A 15,810-nucleotide genomic window follows, 5' to 3' on the forward strand; every position below is an offset into this window, starting at 1 on the left:
GAGGGGGCGGCTGAATCTTGCTGCGGCATGTACCGGCTGTTCTGCGTCTGGCCGGCGGCTCTCTTCTTCTGGGGACCGGAGCTTGGGGCTGGACCACGTGGCATGCTCTGCTGGAGGAGAGCGGCGGACCGGACCAGGGAAATGAATTGATGTTTATGATTCCTTATTTGATTGCAGCTGCGCTGACGGCCGCCGGACTGGTCCTGCTGATCCAGGGACTGCTTCGGCTGCGCAGACGGGATTGACCGCAGTCGGCCTGCACCGGTTACCCGCAACCTCCCCCTCATTCAGACCTGGCTGCATTGCGGCCAAATATCCATCGGAGGTGCTCCGCGTGAAATTGGAAGAAGCGATTCATGAGAAATACAAATGCGTCAAGTGCTCCGGCAACATCTGCTACATTAAAGAAGTGGCCATGACAGGCACGGGGCTCAGCAAGCTGTTCGACATCCAGCATAACCACTATCTCTTCGTCTCCTGCCAGAACTGCGGATATGTCGAGGTGTATAATCCCCGCGTGCTCGAGGGCAAATCAAGAGGTCAGCTCGGTTCGGTGCTTGATATCCTCTTCGGGTAAGAGAAGGACAGGCCTTCGGAGGATCGGCGCCATTGGAGGAATCACCGTCGATGCGCTGCCGCTCTTCGGACCGATTCCCCGGCCTCGGCATGACAAAACCCGGCCCCGCCGTCATCAGAACAGCGAAACCGGGTTGTGAAGGGATCATGCCGGAGTATAAGGTCGGTTATCTGCCAAGGAACGCTTCCAGCATCCAGGCGTGCTTCTCCAGGCTCGAGTGAATGCCTAGCAGCATATCGCCGGTCGTCTCGTCATCGGCTGCGTCCGCCAGCTTCATCGCTTCCTTGAGCTCGCCGGTTAAGGTCCGGAAGTCGCTCACCGTGCTTCGAACCATCTCTTCGGCTGTCTCGCTGCCGTTCGCATCCTGTACGGACGACAGCTGGAGACAGGCGTTCATGGCCGCCACAGGACGGCCGCCCAGCGACAGAAGCCGCTCGGCAAGGGTGTCGATATGCAGCCCGGCTTCGGTGTAGAGTTCCTCGAATTTCGTATGAAGGGTGAAGAACTGCGAGCCTTTGACATACCAGTGGAAATTATAAAATTTGACATACAGCACGAACCAGTTGGCAATCTGCTTGTTCACCGCTTCGTTTAACTGTTCTTTGGCCTGCATCTGCTGCGTTGTACTCATGTTTTATTCCTCCTTAGGGATGGGATTGTGGGATGGATGTTGATGCCGGCAAGCCTGGGGCGGCTCCCCAAGAGGTCCGGCCCTTACCGTTCATACGGCTCTGGGCTGCGCCTTGCCTCCGCTGTTCGCGCAGCTTTGGCAGGTGCCCCGGATTTCCATGGTGAAGCTCTCCGGCAGGAAACCGTGATCGCCGAGCGGGGCTCCCGGCTGTACCGGCGACGGGGCCGGCCCAAGCCAGTCTTCGATTCGGCCGCACTCGCCGCATACGAGGTGATGGTGGTGTCCGAGACGGATGTCATACCTCGCCACACCGCTGTTCAGCAGGTAGAATTCCCGGACGAGCCCCAGTTCCTTGAGTGTGCGCAGGTTGTTATAAATCGTCGTGATGCTCACCACTTTGGGATAATCTTTATAAATCGCCTTGTGGATCTCCTCCGCCGACGGATGGGAGAGCTTCTCGAACAAGTATTCCAGAATCAGCTGCCGCTGTGCCGTCATGCGGGTACCGGATCGGACCATCGCCTGAGAGGCGTCTTTGAGGAGAATCGTCATATCGCTGCCCTCCTTAAATTCAATCTAGTTAAATTTAAACTTGTTTTTAGACTTAATCTAAATCATGTCTATATTGTACCATGCTCCATGGCAAAACGCATGAAGTTCTTGTGATCATGGAATGAAGATGGGATGAACCAAACGCCTCGAATGCCATGCTTACCCCTATGAGGATAAAGCCGGGTTCTGGCCTTCTTGACCAGCTTCATGGAAGCCATAAGGCAGGATCAGAACCAAACACCGAACCTGCACCTCTCTATAAGGAGAAAAGCAGATTCGGCATGGTTCCAAGCAGCCGCCCCCAAATCACATCCCATCGTCGGCAAGCCGGTAGCCGGCACCGCGCACAGTCAGAATGTACTTGGGCGCCGCGGCGCTGTCTCCCAGCTTCTTGCGCAGGCTCTTCATATGGGCGTCGACGACGTTGCTTCCCCCATAGAAATCACTGCTCCAGATGCGGTGAATCAGCTCCTCGCGGGAGAGTACCGCCCCTTCGGCCGCCAACAGGGCCCGCAGCAGATCGTACTCGGTCTTCGTCAGCGACAGGGACGTCTGGCCCCGGGTGACACTCATCCGCTTCTCGTCCACACACAGATCCTTGAAGGTCAGGATCCCGGTCTCCCGTTCCCGTCTCGGCCCTCTGACGGCACTCTGCACCGCGGTCCATGCTTCCTGGGGCACGGCGAACCAGACCCCCTGCTGCTTCCGCAGATCGGCAGGAATGCTCGTCAGATGCTGACGGTCCCGGACCAGAATCAGAGCCGGAATATCAAGTCCCGTGCTGCGCAGCCAGGAGGCCATCCGGGACGCGCTGCCCGCTTCTTCGGAGAGCGTCTCGTCCACGATGAGCAGATCAACCGGGCCGGTCCCGAGCAGGCTCTCGTCGGCCTGATGCATCAGGAACAGATCGCAGCAGCCGCGGTACAGCTCCATGATCAGCGGGTACAACCGGTCAGGCGCCGGGCTCAGCAGGCCCACGCGGCGCGGGGCGGTGCAGCGGTCACCGGCGGACGTCGACTGGCTGCTGCCCGGCGTCTGCGGCATGCCGCTGCCCGTCCAGCTCTCGTAAGCGCCGGCGCGGGAGGGAGCCGTTAAGGTTTCACTGTTAAACAAGCTGCACACACCCCTTCTAACACCGCATGGGCATGACTGACCGCATATCCGGTCACCTGCTCGACTTCCTTGACCCATGTGGCTGGAATTTCGTTCATGACTTCATCCACCCGGCCGCAGCGCTGGCAGATAATATGATGATGATCTTCGGTCCGGGCATCGTAACGGGAAGCCGTCTCGCCAAGCTTCAGTTCGCGGATCAGCCCCATGTCGGTCAGATACCGGAGCGAATTGTAGACCGTACCGTAGGCGAACTGGTCTCCCTTGGCACGGAGGCGTTCGATGACCTCCGAGGCCGTGGGATGGTCTTCCGACGCCTGCAGCACTTCATACACAGCCCTGCGCTGTGTCGTCCAGTTGATTTTAGCCATGGCTTTGTCATTCCTTGTCTTGTATCGTAGTATTTAGACTTAGTATAAATTTAATGGAGTCAAAAGTCAAGATATTCCCGCCTGATTCGAAGGAGGAAGGACTCATGAATCCCATGTTTTTTGCCTCGCCGGCCGAACTGCGCGCCTGGCTCGAATCTCATCATGCAGACGCTTCGGAACTGTGGGTGGGCTATTACAAAAAAGGGACCGGCCGTCCCAGCCTCACGTGGCCCGAATCGGTGGACGAAGCCCTGTGCTTCGGATGGATCGACGGAGTCCGCAAGCGCATCGACGACCAGAGCTATACCATCCGGTTCACCCCGCGGCGGCCGGGGAGCATCTGGAGCTCGGTGAACATCGCACGGGTAGAGGAACTCACCGGGCAGGGCCGGATGAGGCCGGCCGGCCTCAAGGCGTTCGATGGGCGCTCGGAGGAGAAGTCGTCTGTCTACGCCTACGAGCAGAAGGAAACGGCGGTGCTGACTGCTGAGTATGAAGCGATGTTCCGTGCCAGACCCGGGGCTTGGGCCTACTTCCAGGCCCAGCCTCCAGGCTACCGCAAGACAGCGGTGTGGTGGGTCCTCTCCGCCAAGAAGGAGGAGACGCGGCTGCGGCGGCTCATGCAGCTGATCGAAGATTCCGCGGCCTGCTGCAGGATGCCCCAGCTGACGTGGGAGAAAAAACGGCAGCCGGACTCCTGAGGAGCGGCTCTCCGCAGCAGCCGGGTAATCGGCGGGTGATCCAAGCGCCTGCAAGCGGGCAGTACTCCCCCGGCACCGTCCTGGTCCCGGGAAACCCGGCCATGCCAAAAAGCAGCAGACCGCCCTGAGGGCCGCTGCTGCTTTGCCGTTTGCTATATGGCTGTGTGTGAGCCCCTCTTCGGATCCCCGCCGTGTTACACTTTCACGGTAGTCCGCTTAAAACGCTGAGGCTGGCTGACATAGCTCTGAATGATGATGCCGCAGTCGGTACAGAACACGTGCACGATCGGCGAGCCCGGCTTCAGCGGCTTGCCCCGGTGTCCCATCTGCGAATATCCCGCCTGCTCTCCCTCCGCCAGCTCCGTACCTCCGCAGGCCGGACAGGCCTTCCCCTCTACGATTGCCATGCTTATTCCCCCTCCTGCCGTACTGACCTGCTGTGCGATGATCCCGGCATGCAGACATGCTCAGTGCCAGGAAACGCTTTGGTCTTCGGGCCATTCTCTTACCTCTGCGGTCCGCCGTATCCGCTAAGCCTTGAGCCGGGAAGCGATCCAATCGAAGGACCGGCGGCCGCAGATTTCATGCTTGCCTTCGAAGACGTCCAGACCTATGGCATCCCCTGCCCCCAGTGATTGATACAGTTCCGCCAGCCCCTGATAGACCGCTTTGACCTGTTCGACAGGGAACAGGTGATCTTCCGTCCCCGCCTCGAGATACAGCTCCCTTGGGGCGATCAGCGCCAGCAGATCCGGCATTTCCGCTTCCGCCAGGATCCCCGGAATATAATTGTCGAGACAATGGCGTCTGTCCAGAATGCTCGTCTTATACGTATTGCTGTAACCCGTGATGACCGTCGCCTTCATCCGGTCACGAGCGCCGCGGACAGCGAGGCCACCATCCCGCCGCCCGAGAAGCCGAAGCAGCCGATCCGCTGCCCGTCCACGTCGTCCCGGGTGAGCAGATAATCCGCTGCCCGGCGGGCTTCCCACGCCCGCAGACCGGCAATCGTGCGGCCGGCCAGGAGCAGCGCAGCCCCGATCGGGAAACAGGAGTTCGAGCCGGGCTCGCCGTCCGCTTCCTGCCGGATGCGCCGGTCCCCGAAGCCGACGATCTCCGGCACGAGAACGACAAGCCCCCGCCGCGCCAGCTCCACTGCGAAGTTCCGGTGAATGCCCGGCGGGCCCGGGTTCAGCGTGCCGTCCGGCAGCAGGCCGACCGCTTCCCGGCTGCCATAGCCATGGCCGTGCCAGGCGAGCACCGCCGGCCGGCGGCCGGTGCGGGCTTCCTTCGGCAGGAGCAGATAAGCCGGAACCCGGAGTCCCTCCGCCGTGGAGTATTCGATCCGCTGCCGCGTGATGCCGTCCGCCATCTCTTCGCTCTCAAGAAGCTTCGGCTGCAGCGGCGCTTCCTCCTCTTCGAAGCGGCCCAGCAGATCCTGCAGCCGGCCCCGCAGACGCTCGCGCTCCGCCGCGGACGGCCCCTGCGATGCCGTCTTCCTCTGTTCTTCCAGCTTGCGGTAGAGTCTTTCCAAATAATCGTCCGGATGCCACATGAAGCTCTTCCTCCCCATCGGTCATAACGTTCTCCACCCACCCGCATCGGCCGGTTCGTTTGTCCGGCTGCCTGCGGCGCAGTCTGCTGATAAAAGAGAGGCCCGCCCGCTAGCCGGGCCGGCCTCCTGATTACTTCGCGGCGGCCGGGTCGGCTTTCGCCAGATAAGGAGCCTGCCCCTTCTCTTCCCGGAAGCCGGATACTTCCACTTCGTCGGTATTCTTCATCGTGATGACCGGCGTATCCGCGTGGCGCTTCTTCATGCGCAGACCGTCGATCTCAATCTCGCGGCTGTCCTCGAGCAGCAGAGCCGGGCCCTGCCGGGTCTCCACCCGCACGTGATGGAGCTCGAGGCCCTGGACATGACGGCACAGGATGCCGTCGCCGGCCATGATCCGCTCTTCCCGCACCATGTCGGGCTCTCCGCCCTCTTCAGCCGGATCGAGGGTCATCTCGAAGGTTACGTGACGCAGCGCGACATCCTCGATCGGCATCTCCGGCAGGCCGTAGATGAAGCCGGCGGCCGCCCGGGCGTTCTTCGCCGTCACATCGCTGATCTGGATGTGGCGGATGACCGGCGTGCCTTCGGTGACCGGTACGGCCTCGGGGCTCGTCAGCAGCGGGTTGCTCTCGTCGATGCCGTGCTTGTAGAAAGCGTTGATCGCCAGCGGGCACAGCACATCCTCCATATAGATGTTGCTGATCCGCACGTTCTCCACGCCGCCGCCCCGCGCCCGGTTCGTCTTGATCCGGATGCCCCGGTCCGTACCGATGAAGATGCAGTTGGAGATCGTTACATTACGGATCCCGCCGGCCGTCTCGCTGCCGAGCACCACGCCGCCGTGGCCGTGCAGCATCGTGCAGTTCGTGACCGCTACGTTCTCCGTCGGCCGTCCGACCCGGCGGCCGTCCTCGTCAATGCCGGACTTCAGGCAGAGACAGTCATCCCCTACGTCGAAGTGGCAGTCGGAGATTCTCACATTGGAGCAGGAGTCCACGTCCAGGCCGTCCCCGTTCGGGGTCGTCGACGGGTTCTTGAATTTGACGCCGCGTAGGGACACATCGTCGCAGTAGACGAGGTGCGTATTCCAGAATGGTGAGTTCTGCAGGGTAATGCCCTCCAGTACCACCTCTTCGCAGTGCATGAGCTGCAGAAGCGGCGGACGCAGGAACTGCGTCTGCCATTCGACGATATTGCTTTTGACCGTATCGGTCAGCACCCGGTTGAGCTCCACCAGCTTCGGCAGATGCTCGGAGGCCGGTGCCGCGCCGCCTGCGCGGATAACGCGGTAGGCGTCCCACCAGGCTTGGCCCTGGCCCTCGATCACGCCTTCGCCCTTGATCGCCACCTGCTTCAGCCCATTGCCGTAGATGAGCGGCGAGTAGCCCCACATCTCGTAGCCGGACCAGCGGGTCTGCACCGGCGGGTACGCATCGAAGCGCGGGGTGAAACGCAGCACGGAGCCCGCCTCCAGCTGCAGTGTGATATGGCTTCGCAGCACAATCGGTCCCGTTACATAATCGCCGGCCGGTACGTAGACCGTCCCGCCTCCGCCTGCCGAGCAGGCTTCAATCGCAGCGGCAATGGCTGCCGTGTTGTCCTGCAGCCCGTCGCCCTGTGCACCGTAGCTTGTAATATCATAAATGGCCATCGCTTCTCGTCCCGCTCCTCTCTATTTCTGCAGACCCTGCAGCTTCTGCATCTCGGCGCACGCCAGAATGAACGCGCCGACGCCGTGCAGATCGTTCTCGCTGACAGGCCGCGTCACGTAGTTGGTGTAATCGCCGGCCGACGTGCCGATGCAGATCTCCGGCACGACAAGACCGAACTCATCCGTACGGGTGCGCCCGATCAGGCCTTGGTAGGCCCGCTCGGCCGCTGCCCGGCACTCTTCGCCTACGGCTCCATAACGGATCGCCTTGGCAATCGTATAGATGAACAGCGAGGTGCAGGAGGTCTCGAGCCAGTTGTCGGCTTCCGATCCCTTATCGACCACCTGATACCACAGGCCGGTCGCGCTGTCCTGATAACGGATCAGCGCCTCCACGAACGGCCTCAGCGCCGCCTTCACCACTTCACGGCCCGGATGCTCCGGCGGAAGTTCATCGAGGAAATCGGCGAGCGCCATCCCGTACCAGCCGAGGGACCGTCCCCAGAACTCCGGCGAGCAGCCGGTTTCCTCGTCCGCCCACGGGAAGCTCCGGCTCTCGTCCCATGCATGGAACAGGAGCCCGGTCCGCTCATCCGTCATGTGCCTGCGCATCAGGCTCTCCTGATAAAGCACCATGTCGAAGAGGTCCGCTTCACCAAAATACCGCGCATACTGCATGGCGAAGACGCCGCCCATATACAGGCCGTCCAGCCACATCTGGTAAGGATACTTGTCCTTGTGCCAGAAGCCGCCCTCGGATGTGCGGTTCAGCGTATGGAACATGCCCCGCAGCTTGGCCGCGGCGATCCGGTAGCGCTCCTCGCCGAACTCCGCATGAAGCGGGAAGAGCAGCAGTCCCGGCATCATCGCGTCAAGCTCGTCGCGGGCAAACTTGAAGCTGCCGTATTCGTCGATCAGCTTGTCGACATACTCCTTCGCATAGACCAGATATGCCTCATTACCTGTCGCTTCCCACACCTTCAGCATACCGTACAGGAAGATCCCTTGATGATAGTGCCAGCGGCCCTCCGGCGGTAGCTGCTCCGGCCGGTATTTGGCCATCAGCGCATCACAGGAGGCCTGGGCCCAGTCGATCGGGTTCTTCAGCGCAGCAGCGGCGGCATTCGATTCGATTCCGTTCATGAATGGGATACCCCTTTCCTAAGATTGTCACTCGATTTTCAACTCCAGCGCCGGCTCCGCCCTTCTATCCGGCAGCCGACACCCGTGCCGCAGCCGGCGGATCGGTTAACCGGGCGATCCACAGCTGCGAGGCCATCACCGCCACCAGCACCCACGGCATCCAAGCCTGCGCCTGCGGACCGGAGAACATCATGAAGATCAGCACACCCAGCGCGCGGCCCATATTGATCGCCGTCTCCCTCATGACCACGGCCTCGATCCGGTAGTGCCCGCCAAGCGGCAGCCCGCTGCTCAGGTCGTAGTAATGCGCCGTGAAGGCATTGCCCTGCAGCGGCTTCACCCACGAGTACACCGCCATGAAGAGGACGACCGTCCACAGCTGCAGCCCCCACAGGAGCGGCAGCGAGGAGAGCACGAAGCCCAAGGCCGCTTGCGTCAGGTACGTCCGGGTTCCCTCCGTCCGGGCCTTCCTGGCCAGCAGATAAGATGAGAGCACCGCAAGTCCGGTGAAGCCCACGTTCATATAGCCTACGAACGATTCCTCCGGCAGCGCCTGGTAGAGGATAATCGACGGCACATAGGCCATGATCCCCTGCGGCAGTCCGGCGACGAACCAGCCGGCCAGGGCCCGTCCGTAGGAGGGGTGCTTGCGCACCATGAGACCCGTATATCTCAAATAGTAGGTTTTGTGATGCATCGGCGCCGGCTTCAGCTTCAGGGACAGCAGCGATGCGGCCAGGAAGAGCGCGAACGCCAGAGAGTAAATGACGGTATATCCGTGCAGCGCATCGAACCGGGAGATCAGGATTCCAGCGAGCGCCGGACCGGCCAGCATCGCGCTGTTCGTGATGATTTGATTGAAGCCGATATACTTATGCCGGCTGCCGCTTTTCGTCACATCATAGATCATCGTAAAGTGACCGAGCCAATAGAACGCCGTAGAGACCCCCTTCATCAGGGCGAAGAGGACATAATAATCGACCATGCTTTCCCTGGCCACGAGGATCATCAGGTAGAACAGCGCCGTCAGGAAAATGCCCATCCGGTAGGCGAGCAGGCGGTCCTTCTGCTTGGCGATCCGGCCGATATAGATGGTGGCCAGCGGAGCAGAGATCAGTGTGATGAGATTGAACGCCCCGTTGATCCAGAGGTCGTTCGTTAATCTCCAGAGATACAGGTTGACGAAAATGACCGACAGCGCATTCGCGAACTGGTAGATGCCGTGGTTGATCTGGGTGAGCTTGGCCTGGGAGAGGCCCCCGCTGCCGGAGGCCTCTCTGCTATGCGCTTTGTCCATGGTCTGCTACCGTACAGCCCCGTACTTTGCGAAGAGCCCTTCGGGCAGCTCGAGCGGCGGAACAGGCAGACCGGCCAGCTCATAGCAGAGCCAGCGGATCAGGATCGCCTGGGTTCCGGCATTCATGTCTCCCTCTGCGAGACCGAGTCCCAGATGAACGGCCTTCGGCATATCCGGGTAGAACTCGTTCGCCTTCACCTGGGCGACGTTCGGCGCGGTCGGCGAATGCCCGAGCTCCCGGGAGAAGCCCCCGTCCGCCTGCTTCAGCCGCTTCATGTTGGCGAGCGTAATCTCGGTGATCTCCCGCATTTCCTCCGGCGGGATCGCCAGCTTCATGGAGTGAAGCAGGTTGATCGGGTTGCGGATGTAGCACATGTCGAACGCCTCTTCGGTCCGCAGACAGCGGAGGATGCTGGCGTACATCTCCCGCACTCTCGGCATCGGCACCCCGAAGCGGTTGTAGAAGGTGTGCAGCTTGAACGTGCCGGAGATCTGCACATAGAGCGAGCCCTCGCCCCACAATCCGCTCTCGCGGTCCTGGATCCGCTCGAAGAAGCCGAAGGCTTCCTGCAGATACGGTGCACGCTCGGCCTCGTTCATCTGGAAGATATACGGCGCCGAGTTGCAGAGCCGGTCGCAGCCGCGCCACGAGTTGACGAGCTCGATGCTCTCGAGCCAGCGGGCATACGTCTCGGGCGTCGCCATATAATCCGGTGCGGCGCTCGAGCGGCCCGGCAGCGGATACAGGGGCTCCGCCCCCAGCTTAGCCAGGGCATGCGAGCTGTATCCGATCGCCCGGCCGACCATCACTTCGTCATCCTTCATGTTCGGGTCCGCATCATAGAAATAGCCTGTCGGATCCTGCTTGCTCTGATAGAACCGGACCGCTGCTGCCTTCAGCTCCGGATCCCAGCCCTCGAGCAGGCCTACCCGTTCCATAATATTGATCGCCTGGGAGGTGGATTCGATATCCGGCGTGAACCGGCCGCTCTCCTTGGAACTGCGGGCGTAGAAGAAGCCTCCCGTTGCCGGATCATACTGCTCCTCCAGCCACTCGAAGAATGCTCCGAACTGGCCGTCCATTTCCTTCAAGAGCTGGGTCGTTTCCTCGCGTGCTGACTTCATCATCTTTTGTTCCCCTTCCCGTAGAGGCTCTGGTAAGTAAACCCGAAGTGCGCCTTAAGCAGGCGCCCGTAAGGGGCGCCTGCCTTACAGCGGTCTGTAGACAAAATCGGTAAACGTGACGTTCCCTTCCCCTGCCGCGTCCAAGCCGATGCGGAGGCTGAGGAAGCCGCCCAAGGTGTTGTGATGAAGACCGGAGGCTTCCACCACCTTGTCATATTTGCTCCATGCCGTGCCGTCCGTGCTGAAATAGAAGGACACGGTGTTCTCACGGTTGCGGATCTTGAGATAGACAGGTGTCTCCGGGCAGGGCATCGCCCCGTAGTTCTTGAACGACCGGAAATGCCGTACGCCCTTGGACGAAGCCCCGATCCCGAGGTAATGGGCATCATTGTAGTAGAGCATGAGCCTGCCTTCCGCATCGCCCTGCACCGTAACCTTCACCTGCACTTCGTAGCTCTCATGGCCGGCCATATAGAGCAGCGGGGACCCTTCGGTCCTGCCGTCCCCCACCAGGCCATCGGCTCCGGGATGGAACCGCTTCTGCGGCAGATGCCCGCTGCACTGCCAGTGCAGCCCGATCTCCCCGCCGCGCAGCCCGTCCTCGGTCGGCCAGCCGTGAGGACCGGCCGCCCCCGGCGGCTTGGCGATGGAGAGGTGCGAGGCAATGTCCGGCTGGATCGTGAACCAGCCGTCCGGCGTCCACTCCACCGGCTCCAGCATCGTTACCCGGCCCAGGGTATGCAGTCCCTTCTCATAGGCATGATAGACCATCCACCATTCGCCTTCGGGCGTATCAACCAGGGTTCCGTGCCCCTTCGACCACCAGCGGTCCTTCTTGGAGGCCGCACGGACGATCGGGTTGTAGGGGGAATGCTCCCAAGGGCCGAAGGGCGATACGGCACGGGACGAGACGACCATATGGCCCGTCGCCGGACCGGCCGTGCCCCCGACGGCCACGGTCAGGTAGTAATAACCGTTGCGGTACGTGATCTTGGGTCCCTCGAGCGAGTAAGCCTCGACTTCCCAATCCTCGGGATATTTCCATCCGTCGTAGACATGCTGCGGCTCTCCGATGACGGACAGCCCGTCATCCGCCAGGCGAACCAGTTCGCCGCCCGACATCACCAGATACCGCTCGCCTTCCGGCGTGACCAGATGCCCGGGGTCGATCCCCTTGATTTTCAGGTCGACGGGCTTGCTCCAGGGCCCTTCGGGAGAAGAGGCCGTGATGACCCAGTTCGTGCGGTTCGCCGGGAAATAGATGTAGAACAGACCCTGGTAGTGAATGAATTCCGGCGCCCACACATCCCCGACATTCTCATGAAGGGCCGCACCGATCGGACTCCAGTGAATGAGATCCTTCGAATGCCAGATGATCAAGCCCGGCAGGGCATGGTATGACGTATGCGTCATATAATAATCGGTGCCGACCCGTACAATCGACGGGTCGGCATAGTTGCCGCGGAGCACGGGATTGAGATACATCCCATTCCCGAGATCCGCGGAGAGTGATTTGGTTACAACGTTCATAAGTCAGACAGCCTCCCAGCCATTAACCTTTGATCGATCCGAGCAGCGCTCCTTTGGCGAAGTGCTTCTGAAGGAACGGGTAGACAAGCAGGATCGGAAGAGTCGCTACCACGATAACCGCCATCTTCACCGTCTGCTCCGGAGGAGCGGTGAAGCCGTCGCCGAGATCCGACGTATCGGCGCTCATGCCGCTGGCCAGGATGACGATCTGGCGCAGAATGACCTGCACCGGCCACTTGGTGGAATCATTGAGATACAGGATGGCCTGCTGATACGTGTTCCAGTAAGTAACCGCGTAGAACAGGGAGATCGTTGCGATCGCCGCCATGGAGAGCGGAATCACAATACGGAACAGGATGCCCCAGTCGCTGCAGCCGTCGATCTTCGCGGACTCTTCGAGGCCGTCCGGCAGGTTCTGGAAGAAGTTGCGCATGATGATCAGGTTGAAGGCGTTAATCGCACCAGGGATGATCAGCGACGCATAAGAGTCGATCAGGCCCATTTCTTTGACCACGAGGAACGTTGGAATCATGCCGCCGCTGAACAGCATCGTGAAGACAACCATGAACATGATCGGCCCGCGGCCGTCCAAGTCGCGCCGTGCCAGTCCGTAAGCCATCAGCGAAGTAAGGAACATACTCACGAAAGTACCGACCGCCGTTACGCCGATAGAAACACCCATGGCTTTGAAGAGCGTATTGGTTGAAAGAATATACCGGTAGGCATCCAGCGAGAAGACCGTCGGGATAAGAACGAACTGCTTCTCCGCCAGCTCCTGCACCGTGGTGAACGAACCGGCAATGACGTGGACGAAAGGCAGAATGGTAATCAGACCGACGAGGGCCAGAAGGGTGTAGTTGACGGCATCGAACACGCGGCTGCCGAAGGATTTATCTTGGTTCATAGAGGTGTCTCCTCCGTTCTCTCAGAGTTTTTAGTAGATGCCGTCTTCGCCGGCTTTCTTCGCGAGCCAGTTTGCTGCCATGACCAGCATCAGGCCGACAACCGACTTGAAGAATCCGATGGCGGTCGAGAAGCTGTACTGCCCCTGCTTCAGACCTGCGGTGTAGACGTACGTATCGAAAATTTCCGCCACTTCACGGTTCATCGAGTTCAGGAGCAGGTAGATGTGCTCGAAGCCGAGCTCCAGAACGTCACCGATCTTGAGGATGAGCAGGGTCATGATGACGCTGCGTACGGACGGAAGCGTAATATGCCAGATTTGGCGGAACCGGCCGGCGCCGTCCATGCGGGCGGCTTCGTACAGGCCCGGGTCGATCGCGGCCATGGCCGCAAGGTAGATGATCGTCCCCCATCCGGCTTCACGCCAGATCACCTGCAGAATGTACATCGGGCGGAACCATTCGTTGCTGAGCAGGAAGTTGATTTTTTCAAAGCCCATCATCACCAGAATTTCATTGATGAGACCGCGGTCCATCGAGAGCATGACGAACGTGATCGACACGATGATAACCCAGGACATGAAGTGTGGCACGTAGACAAGGGTCTGGACCCATTTCTTGAACATCGCATGACGCACTTCATTGAGCATCAGGGCGAGAATAATCGGTACCGGGAAGTAGAACAGCAGGTTCATCCCGAAGAGCAGCAGCGTATTGCGCAGAATCGTAAAGAACATATCGTCGGAGAACAGCCGCTCGAAGTGCTCGAAGCCTACGAAGGGGCTTCCTGTAATGCCGAGATACGGTTTATAGTCCTGGAATGCGATGATAAGGCCCCACATCGGGACATACTTGAAGATAAGGAAGAACAGAAGTCCGGGCAAAATCATGAGGTAAATGGCGCGGTTTTTCAGCATGCGTTTGAACAGTCCGGATTCGTTGCCCCGCTTCTTGGCGATGGCGTTTGACTTGGCTGCAACTTGATTCATGACTCGCACTCCTCTCCTGGTAGTAGGGGGGCGCCCGGAGGAAACCTGCAGGCCGCCCGGCATGTCCTACTGTCTCTATAGTTGATTTATGTGATTTATGGTTATTTCTTGGACTGCTGGTACGAAGCGTTGTATTCTTCGATGATCTTGTCTCCGCCTTCTTTCTGCCATTTCTCAACGGCACTGCGGAAACCGGCTTCGTCGATCGCACCCAAGATGAATTTGTACGTGGCGTCTTTGATGCCTTCCTGCAGCCTCGCACCCTTCTCCGTGTACGTCTTGGAGTCCAGCGGAGCGGTCGGGTCGTGGATCAGGATCGAGTTATTGTCTTTGACCAGCTTCTCGGCTTTATCTTTAACCGGGATCTTGAAGTAGCTTTCCTTGAAGCCCTTGATCGTGTTCTCGCCGCCCACCTGAAGCGCCTGATAAGGCTTGATCTCGCGGTCGGTCAGCTTGAGGTCGTCCACCTGGGACACTTTGCCTTCCACCAGGGTGAAGTGCTTGCCCTCGATCCCGTGGTAGATCAGGTTGCCGAGCTCGGCGCCCATCAGCTTGTCATAGAAGGAGAGGATCTGCTTCAGCTCCGCCTCCGTTTTGACCGCGGATTTCGGGAAGAGCACCGCCGATCCATAGCCCGGGATCGCCCAGATGCCCGCTTTGCCTTCCGGCCCGGTGATCCGGTTGGCCACATCGAGCTTCATGTTAGGATTCACCGTGATCAGCTTCTGGTACAGCGACTGCGAATCCGAGAGCGAGCCGATATACATTCCCGCCTTGCCGGTAATGAAGAGATTCTGCTGGTCCGTCTTGCTCGTGACCGGGAAGTCCTGGTTGATCAGCCCTTCCTTATGCAGTCTCTGGAAGTACTTCATCGTCTCGAGATACTGCGGGAACATGAACTCGGGAGCCAGCTTGCCGTCCTTCTCGCCCCAGCCGTTCGGCGTGCCATAGTAGGAAGCTACGGTCTTAAAAGCCCCATAGACGAGATCGTTGCGGTCGGTCAGGCCCATCGTATCGTTCTTGCCGTTCTTGTCCGGGTCCTTTTCTTTGAACGCCTTCATCATCTGATACAGGTCTTCGGTGGTCTTCGGCTCGGGGAGCCCCAGCGCGTCCGCCCAGTCCTTCCGGTAGATGACGCCCTGCCGGGAAAGCGGCCGTTCCTGATAAAGCGAGTAGATCTTCCCATCGACCGAAGTGTTGTTCAGCACGTTCGGATCGAGGTTCTTCAGGTTCGGGTAGTCCTTGAGCAGCGGACCGATCTCCCAGAACTGGCCGCCTCGGATCGCATCACGGAACATAAGCAGCGAGGTCTGGTTCTTCAAATACGTGGCCTGCGGCAGCGAGCCGGTGGCAAACGCGGCGTTGAGCTTCTCTTCGTAGCTGCCGTCCGGCACCCATTGGATCGTGAGCTCGGTATTCGTCTTCTCCTCGACCATCTTCTCGATGGTATCGGAAGGCACTTCCGCCGTGTGGAGATTCGCCATAATGGTGATCTTCGCAGGACCGGCTGGCGCCGACGAGTTACCGCTTTGATCTGACGGAGCCGACGATGGATTCGCACAGGCCGTCACCATGGATGCCGTAAGCGTAGTGACGAGGAGCAGGCTGCCGTGTGACTTTTTCATATCGAAGTTCGACCTCCCAAGTTAAGTTCGTATGCATAGTCCGTGATG

18 protein-coding genes are annotated in these 15,810 nt (G+C 59.9%); 3 read left to right on the top strand and 15 right to left on the bottom strand.

From position 1 onward, the window contains the following. Window positions 1-17 precede the first annotated feature (17 nt). Both PM3016_RS35895 and PM3016_RS35900 read left to right on the top strand, forming a co-directional pair. Window positions 18-245 (top strand): hypothetical protein, encoded by a 228-nt coding sequence (locus tag PM3016_RS35895; protein ID WP_014372692.1) that lies wholly within the window; start codon window positions 18-20, stop codon window positions 243-245. A gap of 89 nt (window positions 246-334) precedes the next feature. Then, window positions 335-577, top strand: coding sequence for a zinc ribbon domain-containing protein (locus tag PM3016_RS35900; protein ID WP_013921439.1), 243 nt, complete (start codon window positions 335-337; stop codon window positions 575-577). A gap of 166 nt (window positions 578-743) precedes the next feature. Here PM3016_RS35900 and PM3016_RS35905 read toward each other — a convergent pair whose 3' ends face one another. From PM3016_RS35905 to PM3016_RS35920, 4 genes are all read right to left on the bottom strand, one after another. After that, window positions 744-1,208 (bottom strand): Dps family protein, encoded by a 465-nt coding sequence (locus PM3016_RS35905; RefSeq protein WP_013921440.1) that lies wholly within the window; start codon window positions 1,206-1,208, stop codon window positions 744-746. Window positions 1,209-1,298: 90 nt separating this feature from the next. Next, a complete protein-coding gene (locus PM3016_RS35910; protein WP_013921441.1) occupies window positions 1,299-1,760 on the bottom strand; it encodes a Fur family transcriptional regulator in 462 nt (153 codons plus the stop codon). A gap of 306 nt (window positions 1,761-2,066) precedes the next feature. Next, on the bottom strand, window positions 2,067-2,882 hold the full coding sequence (locus PM3016_RS35915; protein ID WP_013921443.1) for a winged helix-turn-helix transcriptional regulator: 816 nt from the start codon (window positions 2,880-2,882) through the stop codon (window positions 2,067-2,069). Next, window positions 2,852-3,244, bottom strand: a complete 393-nt coding sequence (locus tag PM3016_RS35920; RefSeq protein WP_014372694.1) for a Fur family transcriptional regulator — start codon at window positions 3,242-3,244, stop codon at window positions 2,852-2,854. Before PM3016_RS35920 ends, PM3016_RS35915 begins: the two co-directional genes overlap by 31 nt. A gap of 104 nt (window positions 3,245-3,348) precedes the next feature. On the opposite strand from PM3016_RS35920, the gene PM3016_RS35925 reads away from it, so the two are divergent. Beyond that, window positions 3,349-3,945 (top strand): YdeI/OmpD-associated family protein, encoded by a 597-nt coding sequence (locus PM3016_RS35925; protein ID WP_014372695.1) that lies wholly within the window; start codon window positions 3,349-3,351, stop codon window positions 3,943-3,945. Between the two features lie 194 nt (window positions 3,946-4,139). Here the strand turns inward: PM3016_RS35925 and PM3016_RS35930 are convergent, their stop codons facing one another. From PM3016_RS35930 to PM3016_RS35975, 11 genes are all read right to left on the bottom strand, one after another. Beyond that, window positions 4,140-4,352 (bottom strand): hypothetical protein, encoded by a 213-nt coding sequence (locus tag PM3016_RS35930; RefSeq protein WP_014372696.1) that lies wholly within the window; start codon window positions 4,350-4,352, stop codon window positions 4,140-4,142. Between the two features lie 123 nt (window positions 4,353-4,475). Beyond that, window positions 4,476-4,811, bottom strand: a complete 336-nt coding sequence (locus tag PM3016_RS40625; protein WP_238540402.1) for a hypothetical protein — start codon at window positions 4,809-4,811, stop codon at window positions 4,476-4,478. Then, window positions 4,808-5,500, bottom strand: a complete 693-nt coding sequence (locus tag PM3016_RS35935; RefSeq protein ID WP_238540403.1) for a dienelactone hydrolase family protein — start codon at window positions 5,498-5,500, stop codon at window positions 4,808-4,810. Before PM3016_RS35935 ends, PM3016_RS40625 begins: the two co-directional genes overlap by 4 nt. 130 nt (window positions 5,501-5,630) lie before the next feature. Next, the gene (locus tag PM3016_RS35940; protein ID WP_014372697.1) at window positions 5,631-7,151 is read right to left on the bottom strand and encodes a glycoside hydrolase family 28 protein; all 1,521 of its coding nucleotides are present in this window, start codon (window positions 7,149-7,151) and stop codon (window positions 5,631-5,633) included. A 21-nt stretch (window positions 7,152-7,172) separates the two neighbouring features. Continuing rightward, the gene (locus tag PM3016_RS35945) at window positions 7,173-8,294 is read right to left on the bottom strand and encodes a glycoside hydrolase family 88/105 protein (protein ID WP_014372698.1); all 1,122 of its coding nucleotides are present in this window, start codon (window positions 8,292-8,294) and stop codon (window positions 7,173-7,175) included. 64 nt (window positions 8,295-8,358) lie between these two features. Then, window positions 8,359-9,591, bottom strand: coding sequence for an MFS transporter (locus PM3016_RS35950; protein WP_014372699.1), 1,233 nt, complete (start codon window positions 9,589-9,591; stop codon window positions 8,359-8,361). A 6-nt stretch (window positions 9,592-9,597) separates the two neighbouring features. After that, a complete protein-coding gene (locus tag PM3016_RS35955; RefSeq protein WP_014653115.1) occupies window positions 9,598-10,719 on the bottom strand; it encodes a hypothetical protein in 1,122 nt (373 codons plus the stop codon). 81 nt (window positions 10,720-10,800) lie between these two features. Next, a complete protein-coding gene (locus PM3016_RS35960) occupies window positions 10,801-12,246 on the bottom strand; it encodes a family 43 glycosylhydrolase (RefSeq protein ID WP_014372701.1) in 1,446 nt (481 codons plus the stop codon). A gap of 22 nt (window positions 12,247-12,268) precedes the next feature. Continuing rightward, on the bottom strand, window positions 12,269-13,150 hold the full coding sequence (locus PM3016_RS35965) for a carbohydrate ABC transporter permease (RefSeq protein ID WP_014372702.1): 882 nt from the start codon (window positions 13,148-13,150) through the stop codon (window positions 12,269-12,271). A 30-nt stretch (window positions 13,151-13,180) separates the two neighbouring features. Continuing rightward, on the bottom strand, window positions 13,181-14,137 hold the full coding sequence (locus tag PM3016_RS35970; protein WP_013921453.1) for an ABC transporter permease: 957 nt from the start codon (window positions 14,135-14,137) through the stop codon (window positions 13,181-13,183). 101 nt (window positions 14,138-14,238) lie between these two features. Further along, window positions 14,239-15,762 (bottom strand): extracellular solute-binding protein, encoded by a 1,524-nt coding sequence (locus PM3016_RS35975; protein WP_014372703.1) that lies wholly within the window; start codon window positions 15,760-15,762, stop codon window positions 14,239-14,241. Window positions 15,763-15,810 lie beyond the last annotated feature (48 nt).

The organism is Paenibacillus mucilaginosus 3016, assembly GCF_000250655.1.
GTDB lineage: Bacteria > Bacillota > Bacilli > Paenibacillales > NBRC-103111 > Paenibacillus_G > Paenibacillus_G mucilaginosus.